The 19,555-nt window shown below is 35.5% G+C and carries 11 protein-coding genes; 7 read left to right on the top strand and 4 right to left on the bottom strand.

Translation table 11 applies throughout. The features are described 5' to 3' along the window. Positions 1-61 precede the first annotated feature (61 nt). Positions 62-8,965, bottom strand: coding sequence for a hypothetical protein (locus CSEC_RS07955; RefSeq protein ID WP_041017909.1), 8,904 nt, complete (start codon positions 8,963-8,965; stop codon positions 62-64). Positions 8,966-9,210: 245 nt separating this feature from the next. Between CSEC_RS07955 and hemF the strand changes: the two genes are divergently transcribed. Next, positions 9,211-10,002 carry an oxygen-dependent coproporphyrinogen oxidase gene (gene hemF / locus CSEC_RS07950; RefSeq protein WP_041017908.1) on the top strand — a complete coding sequence of 264 codons (792 nt, stop codon included), beginning with the start codon at positions 9,211-9,213 and terminating at the stop codon, positions 10,000-10,002. Positions 10,003-10,064: 62 nt separating this feature from the next. Further along, positions 10,065-11,081 (top strand): hypothetical protein, encoded by a 1,017-nt coding sequence (locus CSEC_RS07945; protein ID WP_041017907.1) that lies wholly within the window; start codon positions 10,065-10,067, stop codon positions 11,079-11,081. Positions 11,082-11,100: 19 nt separating this feature from the next. Here CSEC_RS07945 and CSEC_RS07940 read toward each other — a convergent pair whose 3' ends face one another. Together CSEC_RS07940 and CSEC_RS07935 are read right to left on the bottom strand one after the other, a co-directional pair. Next, a complete protein-coding gene (locus CSEC_RS07940) occupies positions 11,101-11,787 on the bottom strand; it encodes a hypothetical protein (protein ID WP_041017906.1) in 687 nt (228 codons plus the stop codon). A gap of 93 nt (positions 11,788-11,880) precedes the next feature. Continuing rightward, positions 11,881-12,831 carry an NAD-dependent epimerase/dehydratase family protein gene (locus CSEC_RS07935; protein WP_041017905.1) on the bottom strand — a complete coding sequence of 317 codons (951 nt, stop codon included), beginning with the start codon at positions 12,829-12,831 and terminating at the stop codon, positions 11,881-11,883. Between the two features lie 72 nt (positions 12,832-12,903). On the opposite strand from CSEC_RS07935, the gene CSEC_RS07930 reads away from it, so the two are divergent. Both CSEC_RS07930 and CSEC_RS07925 read left to right on the top strand, forming a co-directional pair. Further along, on the top strand, positions 12,904-13,512 hold the full coding sequence (locus CSEC_RS07930; RefSeq protein WP_041017904.1) for an HAD-IB family hydrolase: 609 nt from the start codon (positions 12,904-12,906) through the stop codon (positions 13,510-13,512). A 76-nt stretch (positions 13,513-13,588) separates the two neighbouring features. Then, on the top strand, positions 13,589-14,428 hold the full coding sequence (locus tag CSEC_RS07925; RefSeq protein WP_041017903.1) for a hypothetical protein: 840 nt from the start codon (positions 13,589-13,591) through the stop codon (positions 14,426-14,428). 224 nt (positions 14,429-14,652) lie between these two features. Here CSEC_RS07925 and CSEC_RS07920 read toward each other — a convergent pair whose 3' ends face one another. Beyond that, entirely contained in the window at positions 14,653-15,489 is an 837-nt protein-coding gene (locus tag CSEC_RS07920) for a DUF6492 family protein (protein ID WP_053331904.1), read from the bottom strand. Between the two features lie 130 nt (positions 15,490-15,619). Between CSEC_RS07920 and CSEC_RS07915 the strand changes: the two genes are divergently transcribed. Genes CSEC_RS07915 through CSEC_RS07905 form a run of 3 tightly spaced genes read left to right on the top strand, consistent with a single transcriptional unit; the run spans position 15,620 to position 19,549 of the window. Next, a complete protein-coding gene (locus CSEC_RS07915; RefSeq protein ID WP_053331903.1) occupies positions 15,620-16,840 on the top strand; it encodes a glycosyltransferase in 1,221 nt (406 codons plus the stop codon). Then, positions 16,837-18,117, top strand: a complete 1,281-nt coding sequence (locus CSEC_RS07910; protein WP_041017902.1) for a hypothetical protein — start codon at positions 16,837-16,839, stop codon at positions 18,115-18,117. Before CSEC_RS07915 ends, CSEC_RS07910 begins: the two co-directional genes overlap by 4 nt. Next, entirely contained in the window at positions 18,107-19,549 is a 1,443-nt protein-coding gene (locus tag CSEC_RS07905) for a lipopolysaccharide biosynthesis protein (RefSeq protein ID WP_041017901.1), read from the top strand. Before CSEC_RS07910 ends, CSEC_RS07905 begins: the two co-directional genes overlap by 11 nt. Positions 19,550-19,555: the final 6 nt, after the last annotated feature.

Raw genomic sequence — 19,555 nt, 5'->3', positions numbered from 1 at the left:
AATTCCTTACGGGGCATTTTGTGTTCAAAAAAGGATTTATTCAAGGTCAAATGGTTAGGTTTCATTCCAAGGCTTTTTTAAAGCTTTCATCCTTTAATAAACCAGGATTTTCCTTATAAAAACCTTTTTTTAAGGCTTGAAAAAACAGTTGTTTTCCTTTGCTTTTTAAATTAGGGTCATCGCTTTTAACCAAATTAGAAAGCCAGCCATGAAAGTGATCCAAAGATTTCGGCGCCGCGTGTTTGATTAACTCAGCATTTATTTTTTCCACTATCCCTATGATTTCCCTCTTCCTTAGGAAAGGAAACAACCCAAATAAAAGCTCGGGTTTCTCAAAATAAAAGGCTAAGAATCTAGGCATATCAAGCAACGCTTTCGCCTCCTTCCTCCCTTCAATTTTTTGATTTTTAAATAAATGAACTATCCAATCATCTAACGATTTCAAGGATTCCAAGCAAATTTTTTGACCTAAAAGAAGCCCATTCATTTCCCTAAAAAGAATAGAGCTTTCTTCTTTATCTAAAAAAGGAAGAAAATCTAAAACAAAGGAAGGCCTTGAGGTAAAAACTGCTAAATTTTTCTTTTGGGTTAGCGTTTCTTTAAGATTTGCAATTATTTCATCAACAAACACCCGGTCAAGATTTTTAGATAAAAGAGTCTCAATCCAAAGGAATTTATTTTTTAAAGATTCAATGGAAGTAGGCTCCTTTATCAGCAAATTGTTTAGTTTTTTTATAAGCAACTGCTGTTCTTCTTTTTCGATAAAAGGTAAAAATTGCGTAACCTCCGATGGTTTTAAAATATAGAGTTCAAGCATCCTATCATTCATTAACCATTGCTTAGCTACCTCAAAAAAGGATTTATCTTTAAAAACATGAGATAACCAAGAATAGAGAAGTTCTGCATTAAACACAGATTTTGTAATCTCCTCAAAAAATCCTTGCGTTCTTTGAATGAGAGCCAAACGCTGCGTTTCTTCCACTCGAGAGAGAAAATAGAAAAATTCGGAAGGGTTTCTAATAAAATAATAGGACTTAAGTAAAGAAGTTATAAACTTTATTCTTGTTGCATTTTTAGAATTAAAGAAAAGGGTAAACCATTTTCTTAAATTTAAAATTTGCAGCTCCTTAATTTCCTCTTCCTCCGGATCCATCATGGCATCAGATATGTTTATAAAGGTGTGGCTATGTTTAAGTTCGGGGCTGCTTGTTGCAAGCATTTCAAATCTCGGATCTTTTTGTATCAAAGAATCGTATTCTTCATAGACTGTAAAGGCGAGTTCAGAAATCGTCTCGAAATATCTTATAGGATTGCGTTTAAAGATATTTTGCCCGTGGGCTAATTTTGCAAAACTGAATAGAAAATCCATTGTTTTCATTTTTCGAATAAAGCTATTATTTTGATTCATAATGGCTAATTCATCTGTCCCCTCTTGGATTACTTCACGGAAAGTCCCAATCTCATAGAGATAGCTAAAAAAGCGTATACAAATTTTTTCTCCAAAATACTGACCCTCCAACTTTTCATTTTCGAAAAGACATTTATCATTAGGAATAAGGGCTAGTCCAATCCAATGATAAAAAGGCTCTATTAATTTTTTACCCATTATTTTTTTAAAATTCTTTTCAAAATTGCTTCCTTCTAAAACTTTTATATTATTTAAGATTTTTTCTATTTTGACATTTCCTTTAATCACATTTTCAATGCCTAACTCTTTAATATTCGTACCTTTAACAATTAAATTGACGGGAATGTGAATAAATTCTTTCGAAGCAACAAACAACTTTTCCATTAGATTCCAAAAACGATCTATATGACTATGAAATATATAGGAGCCGGCGCAAGCAAGCATATTAAAGCCGTGTTTTAAAGCTAAAATCTCTTTTTGACTTATAAGAAAATCTACTAGATTTTCCACTAATTCTATTTTGCGTAAGGGACTGATTTTGGCATCTGCCCAGGTTTTTAATTCGATATAAGCAAATGCTTCAAATAAGACTTCTTGGTGTTCCGGAATATAGGCCATAGCGGTTAAAACAGAATAGATTAAATCTTTTGACAACTCCAAATGGTAATCCATAAGCTCTTCTTGACGGAGCGCATAAGGAGATACAATAAAGTCCCTAAATAGAGGCCCGAATTTTGTTATAGCATCGGGTCTTGAAATGATCAAATTCGATAAGATATTCTTGGCCACTCCATAAGTTTTACCTTGAAGCGTTAAATTAAGAGACTCGGTTACGATTAGTTGATGAAGTAGTTCTATCGCAATTTCTAAAAAACGAGTTCTTAAATTCATGAGGGACTTAACAGTCTCTTTAGACGCCTTTAATTTAAAAAGAGAATCAATAGCACAGCTATCTTCCGAAAAGAGCATGATTCTTCCGGCCATGCTTGACTCGACTTTTTTCTTCTCAACTTCTATTCCATAGTATTCTAAAGCCCTTAAACTTAGATTGTTTAAGACGGAAAGAACGGTAGGCACCTGTTCAGTTTTAGCAAACAGATAAACAAAAGAGATTATAAGGCTGCTTGTAAGCTCTCTTTCATTTGCAGAACCATAACCAAAAAGAGGCATTTCCTGAAGATACGCTCCAAGAGATACAAAAAAATCATTTTGATTGCTGGTCAAATAAAAATTTTTTAAATGCGCATGCTTATGAATCTTTAATCTTGCTTCCTGGTTGAGAATGATACTTTTCTTTCCGGCTTCCGATGCTTCTAAAAGAGCTTCAAACCGGATAGGATCTTCTTTAAGGATAGCTTGAGAGAGCAAATCCTTAAATGAAGGCATATTCTCATCTTCAATGTGTTTGATACACCAGGCAAGAATTTCCGGAAACTTTTCGTAGGACACAAAACCATTTAAGAGAAACTCTGTTAAAATAGGTTGAGCATTAGCCGGATCCTCCTTACCACTTAAGATTTTTTCAACAAGTAAAGAAAATAGAGAAGCAAATTCATCCGCGTCGGTAAGACCCAAATTTAAATGCAATTTGAAGAAAAAATAAGGTGAAATTCCTAAATTTCTGGAATATAGCTCAAAGAGAAAAGCCGACATGCCCTTTATTGAAAATTGGCCATCGGGGTTTGCTATAGATAAGATTTTAATAATAGTGCCTAATGTTTGATCGATTTGTTTGGCTTCGCAACGACTCTCTTTAACCAATAGCAGGGTGGCCCAAAGAGACTCAAAGGAAACCTTTACACGTTGCTGCCATAGATGCTCGTAAAGACAGTTAAGCATCGAGAGCCCGCTCTCATGTTCCAAGGTCTCTTCATAGCCAAATAAGAAAGCTGTCTCTTCAAGAAATTGTCCGGTTATTGCGCTTGGAAACTTATTCATCCGGCTGATTTGATTGCTGAATAAAATAGAAAGGAGATCTTTTTTCTCTTCAGGACTTATCTTTGCTTGTTCAAAAAGCGATTCAAGCATCTCTTTTTTATAAGGAAAATTTGATTCCTTAGTAATTTCCATAAAGAAAATAGCAAGAAAGCCGGAAAAGGGCTTGGCCTTTGAAAAACAATCATAAATGGTTTTATGATCAAAAAGAGAAGCTAAACGAGAGAGGTTAAAGAAATTTTTTTCCTTAACCTTTGAGCAAAGATCAAATAAAAATTCCTCATTGAAACCACGCCATATTTTGATAAGAGGCAATACAAACACTATTTCCTCTTCAGCAAGATTACTTAATTTTAAAAGTGAATCCAATCCTTTTTGGAAATCCTCTGAGGAAGAAGAGATCTTCTTTAAATCTATTTTTTCAACTTCTCTCAAGAAATTGAGTCTTTCATTCCGATCAAGCTCATCTATTTTTTCTATAATGGCAGAAAAGAGTTTGGAAAAATCAAAACTGCTCATTCTATTTAAGAGTTTTAATAAGACTTCTTTATTCATTGCAGGATGGGAAAAATCCAATAGATTAAGAAACGCATTCACTAATCGAGTTTCTAATTTGGAAATCCCCCATTCGATCCAATAAAGAGCTTCTTGCGTTAGCTTTTCATTCAATAAATTTTCTATATGAAAGGCTAATCCTTTCATTTGCTTTTCACTTAAGAACGGTCTTTTTTTGAAGGAACTAAAGGGGTTGTAGGTGGTTAAAGCAGATTGAAGCAATCGTGTGCGCTCGCTTTTTTGCGAATTTTCTAAAAGAACTTCTTCCAATCCGATTCTAAAATCGCTTTTCTCATAATTTTCAAGAAGAAACAAAAATAGTTTTTCATTTGAAAATGGAGATGAAATCCAGCTTTCCAAATGAATTACAAGTTTAAAAGTGTCTTCATTTTTATTTTTATGTTCGTTGATTTTTTTAATTTCTTCGAAAAGATTAAGTATTTCCTTAGCTATTATATGGGCTTGCTCTTTTTGCGCGTTTGGCATCCCACTTAAGAAATCTAAAAAGAGAGAGGGATATTCTTTTCCTCTCGCCTTAAGATGTGCAAATGAAGTCATTAATGGACTAATAAAGCTTGGATCGGGCTTTTCCCTTTTTGACAAAATCGGTTTAAAAATAGCTTGGAGGATGCTAACAAAAAGAGCATTATCTTTAGTTTTTTGAATAATGGGGTTTAAATGTGAGATAAGCGCTTGGAATTTTTGAGGTTTGTTTGGGAAAGACGCTTTTACATAGTTTGCTAAAACTTTTTTTGCTTGTTCTTGATAATCATTACCTTGTAATAAAACTGAAAGCTCGCTTAAGAAAGATTCACAAGGCATAAGGATTTGATGCTCGAGTAAAAGCTCTATCGCATCCATTCGAATTTCTAAAAAGGAATCTTCTTTTATAAAAGGAAAGAAATCCGAGATAACTTCTTCTTCAATTTTTTGTAAGTTTTTTTCCTTAACAAATTTTCCAAAACGACTCTTTAAATATTCCTTAACATTCTCGAATTTTGGATCTAATTCTTTTCTTCCTTCGAATAAAAAAATAAGATCTTCGTTTTCATCAAGGTTTACAAGAGGTAGAATCGGCTCTAAAAAGGATAAAGCTGATTCTAAAGAGCCATTAAGGAGCTTACGATTTGCTACCAATAAGGATCCTATAGAGCTATCGAAAGGAATCGAGCTTATAGCTTTCCAGGAAGCTTTCCAAACTTCTTCATTTTTGTCTTCCTTTCCTCTTATCCAGCCTTCTTTAAGGCTTAAAGCCAAAATTCTTAAGCTTATGCTATTTTGCGGTTCAATGGATGCCAAGGCTTGAAAAAGAAGCGATCCATCAAGGGCCCTTCCTTCTTTTATTAAATCTTCGACCCATTTAAGAAGTACCCTTGCAAAATCCTCATCAATTTTTCCTTTCACAATCGTTTTAAGAAGGGAGGTCATCGCGCAATTTAAAGATTCATTAGAAGTTATCAAAGATTCAAATATAGATTTAGAAACTTCAGGATCTTGAAAAAATTGGTGCACTCTTATCTTGGCATCGCTGTTTAAAATAGAGAGGTTTTTTTCTATTATCTTTTTTTTCTTATCAAAATCTTCGAATAGAGGTAAAAATTTAAGGGCTTTATCCTTAAAGGATGAAGAAAAGGCCTTTTCTAAAATGACCGTCAGAAGTTTTTCAAGCTGACAAGGCTCAAGAGGTTCTTTTTTTAACTGCCCGATCCTTTCATCTATCCATTCCTCAAAAAAATCATCGTTTTTATCTTCAAAATATTCATGAACAATTTCCAAAAATTTATTTTTATTTTCTTTTTCCTCGACTTCCACCTTTTTTCGGTTAAGTCTTTGGTATTCGGAAAATAGGGCCGAATCTGAACCTAAGGGTTTTATAAGACCCAAAATGGTTTTAAGACTAACCCCCAACTCTAAAAGATGATCTAAAACCTTTTTAAAATTAGGTTCTCTTCCGGTTAAACCTCCTTTTTCCAAAGCTTGTTGAATTAAGGCTAATTTTTGCTCTCTGCATTCTGCAATAGAAAGCAAGAGATCAAGAAATAAATAACCTTCAAGAAGAGGGTTTATAACTTGAGTTATAGAAAGAAAACAGTTTGCAAAGAACTCATCATTTTGTCTCCCCGAATAGAATGCTAAGAGTTCATAAACCTCTTCTATCTTTAAATCATTCAGTAAAGAAAACTTTTTCAAGATAAGATCCGAGATCTCTTTCTCTATGAAAAAACGATGGATCCTTAACCAAGTCCTTCTATCTGATGTTAAAAGCTTTTTTTGTATTAGTTCAGTTCTTGATGAAAGAGGTTTAAAAAGTATGGCCACTTTTTTTACGCTTTCAAAGGCGAATTCTGAATTTTCTAATCTGTTTAAAACTTCTTCTAAAAGACTCTCCAATTGATTTTTTTCTAAAAAATGGACTTCCAGTTTAGAAAATACTTTTAGGAAAAGATCTTCAAGACCCTCCCTTTTTTCATCTTTTAAAAATTCACTAAAGATAGCATGTAGCGCATCTTTTGAATTCTCGGCCCTAAAAAATTTCTGGAAAAAGATATCGACTTCATTAGTACACCCTAAATGGGCTGCTATTCTTAATAGGTCCAATACTTTATCTAAATCTAGTTTTGACTTGATAAAATAATCCAATAAATTAAGAAGCGTCCGGTTTGACTCTTGAGACGGTTTAAGCCACCTATAGCGGTCAAGCTTTAGTAGAGCTATAAATAAAAGATCTTGTTCACCTTGAATAGAGAGGATTTCTTGATATTGGGATCCATTAAATTTCAAGGAAGCGCATTCGTCCATCAAATCAAGGACGGTTTTTAAGAGGGAGATTTTTGAAGAAATTGAAAGCCCTGCCATGATATTTTTTGTAAGAATTTTTTTGGAAAAATGATGGCAGACGGAATAGTCCCTATCTTTATATTGAGAAATTTTGCAGAGGAGGTACACCTTAAGGTTGCCATCTTTTACTTTCTCTTTCATTCCATAAAATGCGCTTAAAAGGGTTCTTCTTTTTAAGCATATCGACGCTATATCCCATACGCTTTTCAATCTTTGCAAATTGCCTTTATAAAGAGCTAAGCACGCCACAAAATCACTTAAACTTTTACAATACTCAAGTTGGATATCTTTTCGATGCAAGGAAGGTCTTAATAGAGATATGGCAAAACTCTGAAAAGGGAAACGTTGTTTATCAAGAAATGGAATGAGATGAATTGCTTTTTCTAAAATTACCTCTTCTCTTTCTTGCTGATATATTTCTAAAAGAGAACACAAGAAATATTGGTTGGGGGAAAATTTTCTTTTCTTAGATAAGTTTTCCAAGGCTATTCCTAAAGCATTTTTTATGACTAAAAAGGGCTCAGAATGTGTTTCTTTTATATCACGGTTGCTGAATTGAGGGCCTAATAGATTTAAAAGGCAGCTCACCACTGCTTTTTTCTGCAATAAGGTCTCAAAAATAATGGGAAGTGTTTTTAAATCCGCTTTAGATTCAAAATAAACTTTATGGGTTTGCATAAAAAAAACTAAATGGCAATGAAGGGCTTCTTCCTCTAAATAAATCTCGTAAGAAAACTCAGGTATCGAATTTAAGGCTTTTCTTTGAGCTAAAACAGAGAGGATTAAGGGGAAAATTAGACTAGCCTCTTGAAATGATACACCCTCATTTTCAGGATACTCGGAATAAGAATGTCCCTCTTTTTTAATGAGAGTTAAAAGGGTTTTATAAATAAGTTTTCCAAAAGGCTGTGTCTCAATGTTCTCTAATGATAATTTATAGTTTCCTAGTATTTTATGGCTGTACAGCTGAAGATCTGATGATACTTTTAAAGAACTTATTTCTACCCTTTGCATCCATAAAAAATAACAAGGTAGAAAAAGAAGGCCTCGGTTACTGTTTAGGTTTAAATGATAGTTTAAAAGTGCATCAAAAAACTGAACTGATTCCTTCTCATCATTTGGCAAATATTCAACAGTTTTTCTTCTTGAGAGGCCTCTTGCTTCATAGGATAAAAATTTCAATGCATTGGGTTCTTGAGATAAAGAATGGAATTGATTAAGAAAGTAATCGAATACTACTTGCGGAAGAGAAAAGACAGTAGAATAGGGCTTGGGATAGGTAAAGTTTTTGTCATTTTCAAAAAATAAACAATCCAAACAGCATCTTAAGCCGTGATAAGAAGTCAAAGATTCGGAAGCTTTGGATTCATGGATAAAGAAAAAATCAAAGCTATAGCCTTCTTTATCTGTGAAAGAAAAAAGTGAAGAGGGTTTGCCTTGACTTCTTAAATCTTCGATGTCTTCGAGTTTGGTAAAACAAAGTTCTCTAACTAAAAAATCAATTTCATTTTTTTTATCTTTTAGACGCGGTAATGCTGCTAAAATTTGACTTGTATAATAGTTTATGGCTGCTTTAACAGGAGAGATGTGAAAGAAAGGCGCATTAATATAGAAGTCATAATCGTAGGGCTTTTTATCTTTTTCTTTTAAAATTTGAGCTAATTTTTCTTTATGTTCCTGCAAGGGGGGGATGGTTTCTGCAACCTGCAAGAGCCATTCTTTTAAAAAATCAATGGCCCCTCCTCCAAAAATTTCCCAGGAAAAAGAAGGAATGGCTTGTTTTATGAAAAACAAAAGGTGCGGCAGGGATGTAGGCAAAGAAAAAGAGACAACATTTGTTTCATGATCATAAAAAAAAGGAAAAAGGCTTGGGTCCTTTAAAAGAGAAGATACTTCTTGAATAAGGTTTAAAATTCTTTCAACCTTAGATTTCGGTATCAAGGAGAGGTCTTTTGGTTTAAACTCTATCGGTTTATAAAAAAAAGCCTTAAACCGATTGTAGGTCGCGTCATCAATCCTAAGACAAGAAAAAGGGATATCAGATTGCAGCCAACCTTCACTATCTAAAAGACCGGACGCTTCATAAATCTTCTTAAGTTCTGTTGCGGGAAAAAGCAATTCCTGAGAATCATCAGAAAAATCGCTTGCTTGAGAGCATAACGGTTGAGGGTCTCCCGTTATTGGAAAATTGAAATTTCTTAAAACTGAATTAGGCTGAGTATGCTGCATCGTTCACCCCGAATATAAAAAGGTATGAAATTCTAATTCTTAGCGTGATAATGGTCAAAGGATCTAAATGTCTTTACCCTTTTCAAAAGAAGATTTTTTTTCTTTTGGATCATAAAGGGCATTTCCTTAAAATTAGGCAGCTTAAAGAAGAATAAAAAAAAGAAGGATAGTTTTTTTCAAGATGGAGTAATCTTTTAGAAAAATTTAGCCAACGCTTTGGAAACAATTTAGGAAGGACTTTGAAAATGACAAGAGAGAAAAGAGAGGCCGCGTCTCAATATTTTTTATCCTTAAGGGATAAAATCATTCATTCTTTCGAAGAGCTAGAACCCTCTGAACGTTTTCATAAAGAGCCTTGGAATTATGAACAGGAAGGCGGAGGGGAAATATCCCTTTTAAGAGGGTCTGTTTTTGAAAAAGCGGCAGTTAATTTTTCAGCCGTTGCCGGCCCTCATTTTCCCTTAGATGAAAGAGAAGGCGCTTTTTACGCCACGGGTATTAGTTTAATTACGCATATGAAAAATCCGAAAGCCCCAACAGTTCACATGAATCTTCGCTTTCTTGAAACGAAAGAAAAATCCTGGTTTGGAGGAGGTTATGACTTAACCCCTATGGGATTTCCCTTTAATGAAGACAAAGAACACTTTCATGGCGTCGCGAAGAAAACTCTAGATGAATTGGATCCGTCCTACTACCCGCTTTTTTCCAAAAATGCCGAGGAGTACTTTTATATCCCTCATAGAAAGAAAGAAAGAGGCGTTGGCGGTCTATTTTTTGATCACTTTTATCCAAGCTTTGAAGAAGGGTTTAAGCTTGTCACCTCTCTTGGCCAAACTTTTTTAGACGCTATTATGCCGATCCTAAGAAGGAGAATCGGGATGAGCTATCAAGAAGAAGATAGAGAGCTCCAGCTAGAAATGAGGTCTCATTATGTTGAGTTCAATTTACTTTACGATAGAGGGACCCGTTTTGGCTTTCTCTCTAAGGGAAATCCAAAAGCGATTCTTTCCTCCATGCCCCCGCTTGTAAAATGGTAGACAAAGAAAGTGGAACCGTTTATGAATGAGAGTATTGTGATTCAAGTATAGAGGGATCTTTTATGTTGGGTGAGGGAACTATTCTAGGAACAATTTGCAATGGCACTGGCGCTATACTAAGCGTTGTTTCAGGTTACTACAGCCAAGAAAAATCGAGCCATCAGTCTATCAAACCCCTAAATACAGACATCCTCCGATCTCCTTTCATTACGGTTGTTCAAATCGCTCTTCTTCATTTTAAACCTCATAAAACAAAGTTGATTTTTGTACCGAATGCCCTTGAATATCAGGAGCCGGGAGTTTTAACAAAGATCGCTCGAACTTGGTATTATTATTTAGACCCATCTGCAGGGGCGGGAAGAGATTATTTATCGGCGATCAAAGACGAATTCGCTCTCGCTTTAAAATGGTACCCTGTCGGTAGCAATGAAAAAATGGATGAAATTTATAAAATTTCAAAAATGGGTTTAGAGGCTCTTGCAAATACCTATGCCAAAACGCATGTCGTATCCTTTTGTAATGAGATACAACAACTCATCGATACGGACTTTAAGCTTGAGGAAAATAGAAAAATAGCTTTGGAGCTGGCCAAACAAAAAGCAAAAAGAAAAAGAGAAAAAGAAGAAAAAAAGAAAGCAGTTGGAAACCCCGAAACATTAAGCGTGGGTACCCCGGAAAGCGTTGTCTCCCTTCCTCAAGATCTAACAGAGAATGAAGAAGATATAAAAGGCAAAGAGGTTGACAAATCTGAAAAACCTGATAATGAGACCGGACAAGAATTCAAACTAAAAATTGACCCAAGCGCAAACGATTTAGAGTTTGATTTTGAAATGGTTGAAAAACCAAATGAAGGCATCCCTGAAAAAGATCTTTCAAGAAAAATAAAAGCTCTGATTGATGAGACAAAAATCAATAGCATCCATGGTTTATTCCTAAGCGCTATGAAAGATAAAAATGAATCCAATAAAGAAAGCTTAAATTCCTCTATCAATTGCATTAACGAATTTGTTCAAGGACGAGTGGGGGATCTAAAAAAGACCATTTCTTCTCATTTTGACGGTGAGATTGTCTTAGGATAAAATTTAATTCTTCAGAAGTCTAATCGCTAAGGATATACTGTTCTTTGAGACCGGATCTCTCGCGTTTTAAACGTAGAGCCTCTCTTTTCTCTTCTTCTTCAAGACGTTTAACTTCTCTGTCAATAAGAGCAATTTCCCGAGTTTTAGGATAGCTTTCGATACGCTTCATCCAGTAATCTGACATTTTATCATCCAGTTCACCATCCAAGTACCAAGCGATACCGTCTTCCAAGGTTACGTGAGCAATGTAATAAGGGTCTACATATAAAATGTGGTAAGCGCCGTAAGTAATGTGCACTTCGATATTTTTATAATCAAATGGTCTTGGATCCATTTGGAAACTTAAAATGGAGTTGCTGTTGATTCTCTCTAAATAGCCATCCACAATATCGACAAGAACCTGTCTTGCTTCGCAAAGTTCTATGACCGCTTGAGAATAAAAATCCAAGCGAAGCTTATTAATCTTGGTATCGTAGTAAATTCTTGAGTCTTCGAGCTCCAGCCGGTGCTTTCTCTTTAATTCAGCCGCGTAGGAGATCACTATTTTTGTCATCTCCGTTCCGTCAACATAGCCGCAATCCTCTTGGTCTAAGTCAAGAGGCCAAGGCGACTCGTGATCATCGCAAACAGAAAAACTATCGATTGCGGTCGATCCACAGCAACCCGATAAAACAAGAGCTAATATCATAGGAAAAAGCTTTTTCATGCGAAAACCTGAATTGTCACGGAACAAAAATTCTTTATATCAAAAGGATCTATTTAAAGTATCACAAAAATGAAAATAATAAAATTCTCAAATTCATTTATCTTCATAACTTTTAAACCAGTCGGCAAATCGTTTGAGACCCTCTGCCAATTTTATTTTTGGTTTAAACCCTAAAAGACGCGAACTTTTTTCAATATCCGCGTAAGTTGAAAGGACATCGCCTTTCTGCATCGGTTTTAGTTCCCTAATCGCTTTTTTGCCAAGTGCCTCTTCTAAAAAATCGATAAACTGATTTAATGAGGTCGGCTCATTATTTCCGAGATTAAAAATTTCATTTTTAAAAGGATAGTCTATGGCGGAAAGAGTTCCCTCGATAATATCATCGATATAGGTAAAATCGCGTTTCATATTTCCGTCATTATAAAGCTCAATCGGTTTCCCGCTAAAAATATCTTTTGCAAAGCCATAGTAGGCCATATCGGGTCTGCCAAAAGGTCCATATACTGTAAAAAAACGAAGCCCGCAAACGGGGATGCCATAAAGATGATGATAGGTTGCCGCCATGAGCTCATTGCATTTTTTAGTCACCCCATAAAAACTAGCTTGTGTTTCAAGATTATCTTTTTCTGAAAACGGTTCTTTTGTTTGGGTGCCATAAACAGAAGATGAAGAGGCATAAATTAATTTGACGCTAGGCTTTAATTTAAGAATTTCAAGAACGTTCAAAAATCCCTGTATATTAGATTCCACATAGAGAGTCGGGTTTTCAAGGGAGGCTCTAACTCCTGCTTGAGCTGCAAGATGAACGATATGAGTCGGAGAAAAATTATCAACAAGCCCTTTAAGCTTATTTTGGTCTTTTAAATCCCCTTCAATAACTTTTAATTCGGGAATATTTTTAACCCTCTCTTTTTTTAACTTAACAGAATAGTAAGGGTTAAAGTTATCAAAACCCAAAACCTCATCCCCTTTTTTTAGAAGAGCTTTAGCTAGATGAAAACCAATAAATCCCGCGGCACCTGTTATTAAAACTTTTTTACTCATATAATATCTTACATTCGTTTAAGAAGAACTCATAATAAAAATTCTTAGTAATTTAATAAAGGTCCTTATTTTATGAACCCAAAAGAAACGATTGCAGCTTTTGATTTTGATGGAACGATCACAACAAGGGACAGCTTGCTGCCTCTTCTTTTTTTTTCAAATAATATAAGTGTCACTCTTTTAAAATTATCCCTTCTCGCCCCCTACTTTCTTCTTTTTGTATTAGGCCTCTATTCTAGGCAGAAAACCAAAGAAAAAATTTTAACTTCCTTTTTTAAAGGTAAAACGAAAGAAGAGATGCAGCTCCTTGGGGAATCTTATGCTAGAAGTAAGCTGCCTTCCCTTGTAAAAAAAGAGGCTTTGGAAAAAATTTCTTGGCACGCCTCTCAGGGCCACCGTTTATTTATAGTCAGCGCCTCTATTGACTGCTACCTTACGCCTTGGGCCAAAGAAAAAGGTTTTGAAGGGGTTATTTCATCTAAGCTGGATTATGATGAACAAGGGCGAGTTAAAGGAACCCTCCTTGGACAAAACTGCTGGGGTGAAGAAAAAGTAAAAAAATTATTTAACGCAATTCAACAAGACCCTTCTTCCGTGATACTTTACGCTTACGGAGACAGCAAGGGTGATCAAGCCCTCCTTAATAAAGCAAACTATTCATATTATAAAAAGTTTAATTGAGTTAATTATATTAACTTTGTTAAACTATAAAAACTTAATAATAACATTACTATTTAATAAACAAAAAGGCACCACCATGCAATTTCAAAATTCATATTTTTCTGGGGAAAGCCCAAGAGTGCAATACCCTACATTTCAAAGTTATGTAAAAGGGGAAGATGAGAGTGATTTTGATCAAGTTGAAGCGTACTCTGATGAAATCAAAGAAGAAGTAATAAAAGAAGAGAACGATACTCTCATGGGAGATGTAGCACCCTATTCTAATTGGGAACTTTTAAGCATTTTAAAAGACCAAACCGATGCTTCAGATACCGAAGAAGCGCTTTCTCATCTTTTCACATGTTGCCCTAATTCTGACTCTATAACCCTAAAACAAGTGCCATACACCCTTTACAAAAAATTAGAGAATGCGACCGGTTATGATCTAAACTTTGTTAGCAGCTATTTCCAAGCAGATATGCCTCAAGAGCATCTTGTGGGTCTATGCGTCATCAATAAATCAAACGATATCCCCCCGGAAGATGCAGTACACTATTCAAATTGGGAACTCGTAAGTATTTTAAAAGACCAAGCTGCAATTTCAGTGCCGGAAGAAGCACTTTCTCATCTTTTCACTTGTTGCCCTGGTTTCGACTCTATAACCCTCAACCACATGCCCTACACTCTTTTCAAAAAATTAGAGAAGGCACCCGGTTATGATCTAAACTTTGTAAGCAGCTATTTCTCTCAAGATATGCCTGAAGATCAGGTTGTGGGTCTATGCGTCATCAATAAATCAAACGATATTCGCAAGGAAGATGCAGTACACTATTCAAATTGGGAACTTGTAGGCAATTTTAATAATCAAACTGAAGTTTCAGAGCCGAAAGATGTGCTTCCTGATTTTTTTACTATTTACGGTGAGTTTAAAATATAACCCTAAAACAAGTACCTTCAACTCTTTTAAAAAAATTAGAAACGACGCCCGGTTATGAATTTAACTTTGTAAGCGGTTATTTCCACCAAGATATGCCTCATGATCAAGTTGTAGGTCTATTTCGTCATCACTAAGCTACCTAACTAAATTCTATAAACGCCGGTTTAAAATTTTTTTATAACCGGCGTTTTTCTGTCTTTCCTTTCTACCAGAAGCGTAAGGCTTTAATCTCTGAGATAATAGTGGCAAGAGACATAGTGATACCCTTCCTTTTTATATTTCTCCAAATTTTTTATAGAAGAAACATTAAGGTGCTTTAGAGGGCGAATCATTCGAGACCCTTTTTTAGAAAGCATAAAATTAAAATAAATTTCATACTCTGAAGCCCCGGAGAAAAAAAGATCTTGCGGGGCAACTTGAGAGCAAAAAGCTTTCCAAAAAGGAAGGTGATGCCGGGCTTCGACTTTTTCAAACAATTCTTTTAAATATTTTTTTTGAAAAAGCATGTGATGCACAATCCCGGATTTTTTAGGATCAACCTTTTTTAAAGCGGGCAAAAGCCGCTGCATATGGTCAAAATAGGGCGGGTGTTTTTCGTTGCCAAAATCATAAAGCCCTAAGCCGTCATTTCCTAAAAAGGTAACAGGGTTTAAAAAAACAGTATCCGCATCCACGATAAGGACATTTTCTGAAATTCCGTCGATGACAAAGGGCGCATAGAGTTTTAAAAGCTGCTGCAAATACCAGCCTGCCCGCCCGCCCTTGTCTAATAATTTTCGTCGAGAATCTTCATCTGTTGTCAAGTGCATCGCGACATCTTCTTTGGAGAAGGGGAAATTTGATTCCGGAACCCATTCGGCATCATCTGTTAATTTTTCTTTTGAAATAATAATGATTCGATTCGCTGCTTTCACATTTTTTCTTATGCCTTTAATGCAAAAAGGAAGAATCTCCAAATCCCCTTTGACACAAGGTATAACGACATCAATGCAAGGTCCCGCTTCGCAAAAGTTTAAGGAAAAGAAAGCTAAAGAAATAAGAAGAAATTTTACGGAGTTCATAATCTCTCTCTTGCTTTAAGAATGGGTGCGATTATAATTTTTGATGGGGCACATTATAATTTTTTTTGGTTTATATGCTTTAAAAAAAGCTAAGCACATTTGATTGTCTTAAAGATTTTTTCAAGCTATCATGATTGATTTTAAGGTATTAAAGCCTATGCATATCCTTTGGCTGCCCTCTTGGTTCCCAACTTCTGCCCACCCTTTAAATGGCATTTTCTTTAAAGAGCAGCTTAAAGCGCTTTCAAATCATGGCCTAAAAATTCGCATGATCTATCCGGATCTTCGACGGCTTCGGGAATTTAATGGAATTAACCTTATAGATAATCATTTCCAAAAATCTTTTTGCCGTGAAGACGCTTTAGAAATGGTTTTCTTCCATGGCTGGAATCTTTATCCAAAACAAATCAAAAAACAAAAAGAAGCTTTTATTAAAGCTTCTTTTAGCTTATTTCAAAGCTACATCAAGAAATTTGGCAAGCCTGATTTAATTCATGCCCAAAGCGCTTTCTGGGGTGCTTTCGCGGCGAAATCTTTATCCGATGCCTATTCCATTCCTTTTATAATTACAGAGCATTTAGGCGAATTTTTAAAAGGAATCGCCTTATCCCCGATTGATACTTGCTGGACAACCCCTATTTTAAAAGAGGTTTTTGAAAAATCATCTAAAATTCTTTCTGTTTCAAACGCTATTAGCGCGGTTTTGAAAAAACACTATCTACCAAATCAAGACCATAAATTTGATATTATGCCTAATTGCGTGGATACTGATTTCTTCAAACAAAGAAAGGAAAAACCAAAAGATAACTTTCATTGGATTTCTGTTTCCCATCTAACTCAAGATAAAAACCTTTCCTTTCTTTTAAAAAGCTTTAGCCAAGTCGTTAAAACATCTCCCAAAACCTGTTTATCGATTTATGGAGACGGTCCTTTAAGAAAACAGCTGCAAAGTGAAATCCAATCATTAAATTTAACCGGCCATGTCCGTTTATGCGGACAAGCGACAAGAGAAGGGGTTCGAGAGGCCCTTTCTAAAAGCCATGCCTTTGTTTTACCAAGTCTTGCGGAATCCTTTGGAGTAGCCTATATTGAGGCCTTAGCCACAGGACTTCCGGTTGTTGCGACTTTAAAGGGAGGTCCAAAAGATTTCGTGACCAAAGCGAATGGCTATTTAGTAAATCCGGAAAAGAAAGAAGAGCTTATCCACGCGATGATCGATTGTCAAAAAAATATTGATTTCTTTGATCAGGAGGCTATAGAACAAGAGGCAAAACAGCGCTTTGGGGTTCAAACGTTTGTAAACCGCCACCTTAATTTATATGAAAACCTTTTAACCAAAAGCCCTTCATGAATGTTCTCCTGATTTATGATTACTATGCCCCGCAACCCTTAAGACAAGCAATAAAGGAATACTTGGAATGTTTTGGCAAGTATAGCGAACACTCCATTTATTATTGCAATTACGCTTTTGGCTTGCCCAAGTATTTAAGCGCCGTTTCTTTCGATCTCATCTTATTCCATAACTTTTTTTCCGCCCAGTTTAGATGGAATAATTTGCCTTATGACATTTACCTCAAAAGACTCATGCCTTTGAAAGATTATCCTGCTAAAAAAGCGATTCTTTGCCAGGATGAGTTTATTCGAATGAACTACATCAACCGATTCGTATCCGACTTTGCAGTAGATCATATTTTTTCAGTCGCCGAAGAGAGTGAGTGGCCTAAAATTTACCCGGACGTAGACCCTAAGAAAGTCAAAATTCATAAAGTCCTCACAGGCTATCTTGATGATCAAATTCTAGAAACTTTAAAAAAACTGGAAACGGAAAATATAAATCGAGAAATAGACATTGGGTATAGAGCTTCACATGTTCCCCATACGCTCGGAAAGCAAGGCCAATTAAAGAATGAAATAGGCAAGCGCTTAAGGAAGGCTGAACAAGCTACAGGTTTAAAAACCTCCATCAAGCTTGTTGGAGAAGAGCAAGAAATGTTAAGCGGTTTAGATTGGTATCGATTTATGCTGAGCTGTAAAGCCGTTGCCGGAGTTGAAGGCGGAAGCAGCATCCTGGATTTCGATGGGAGCTTAGAAAAAAAAGTGAGCCAATTTACTCAAAAAAATCCAAAAGCAGACTTTAACACTGTTAAAGCCCACTGTTTTTCCGAGATAGATGGCAATTTAAACTTAAAAGCCCTCTCGCCAAGACATCTAGAAGCATGCGCCACAAAAACCTGTCAACTCCTTGTCGAAGGGGATTACTCAGGCATTTTAAAACCCCATATCCATTACATCCCTATAAAAGAAGATTTTAGCAATGTCGAAGAAGCTTTAATTTCATTTAAAGATGAAAATTATCGAAAAACACTTACTGAAACAGCCTTTAAGGATATTGTTCTAAGTAAAAAATATTGTTTATCTTCATTTGTTAAAAAAGTTATAAAAGAATGCGAGGTTAAAAAAGAAAGCCCCAAAAAACCCCTAATTTTGATGCTTAATAAATTCAGGGATAACTTTTTAAAAAAACGCATTCCTTTAGAATTTCGCTTTTGGAAAAAGATAAAACATTTAGTCCCGAAAACAATAGAAACTAAAATAAAACTAATGAGAAATCGATCCCATGAATCTTGAATTTAATTTAGGAAGGCTTATTAAAAATACCTTCATTTATTCAGGTGGATCGATTATTTCAAGGGTCGTTTCTTTTTTTTTGCTGCCCGTCATGACAAGCGCGCTCACGGCAAAAGACTATGGAATTTTGGGGATACTTGCAGCTTTAACCCAATTATTGACAAGTTTTTTTTCTTTGGGTTACAGCGTTCCCCTTTCAAGAGATTATCGTCTATACCCAGAAAAAGCCTCCCAGCATGGATTAATTTGGACAACCTTTCTTTTCTTATGCCTTTATAATTTGTTTCTATTGGGTTTAGGTTTTTTTGCCGCGTCCCCTCTTTCAGAAAAGCTTCTTGGTTCAAAAGAAAATGAGCCCCTAATGCTCCTTTCTCTTGCTTCACTCTCAATTATTGTAATCTCAGGCCCTTTTAACCTTTATTTAAGGCTTGAAGAAAGAGCTTTTACAGCGTTTTCTTTTTCAATTTTAGATCTTTTTCTTTCTTTAGGCTTTACCCTTTACTTTTTAAAAGTGATGCAATTAGGAGTCATAAGCTGTCTTTTAGGGCCTTTCATCTCTCAAATTATCGGCCTCCTATTTTATTTGCTCTATGGCCTTACCTATTTAATAAAAAAAGTGGATCTTAAATTATTGCCTCCACTTTTAAAACAAGGCACACCCTACATTTTTGGCTTTGCGGGCTACTTCCTATTAACAAGCGCAAGTCGCTTTATCTTGGAGAAACAAACCTCTTTAAGTGAAACGGGTCTATTTTTTATGGCCCAAAATTTAGCAAAACCCATCGACATTATTATCTTCGGTTTTGCAAGTGCTTGGCCGGCTTGCCTAAGCCGCCTTTCATTAAAAAAAGAGGAAGCTTCTGAAATACTTGGACCTTTAATTGTAAAAGCGCTGATAGCAAGCTTTGCTTTGTCTTTCCCTTTCTTTGCCTTTGCAAAACCTACAACCGCACTCATGTTGAGTAAAGAATTTTCAAATACTGCTCCCCTCATCGGATTTTTAGCCTTGGCCCAATCGCTTTGGGGAGTTTACCTGATTGGCTCAAGCTCTTTTATTTTGCAGAAGAAGAACTTTCTTCAAGTTACAGTTGAGTTTCTAAGCGGTCTTAGCTCTTGCTTTTTTGCCTACTTTTTTATTCCTTTTTATGGAGCGTTTGGTGCCGCGCTTGCCACACTTTTGGGTTTTCTTTTTTTAATTACGGCAACCTTTTGTTTTTCTTTGAAAATTTTACCTTTAAAAATTGAAAGCCGTCCTCTTTTTAAAACCATTATACCTTTTGCAGTAGGAATAAGCCTGACCTTTTTTCCAATTGAGGGAAAGGCTATCCAAATAGCTTTTGGTTTTGTTTTAAACGCTCTTTTTTACTTCTTTATTTACCAAGCGGTTAAAGAAAATAAAGAACCTTCCCTTTCGCCTGTTGCTTTATCTTGAAGACCA

The sequence above is a fragment of the Criblamydia sequanensis CRIB-18 genome (assembly GCF_000750955.1).
In the GTDB taxonomy this organism is placed as follows: domain Bacteria; phylum Chlamydiota; class Chlamydiia; order Chlamydiales; family Criblamydiaceae; genus Criblamydia; species Criblamydia sequanensis.
This window is presented reverse-complemented; position numbering and strand designations above follow the sequence as displayed.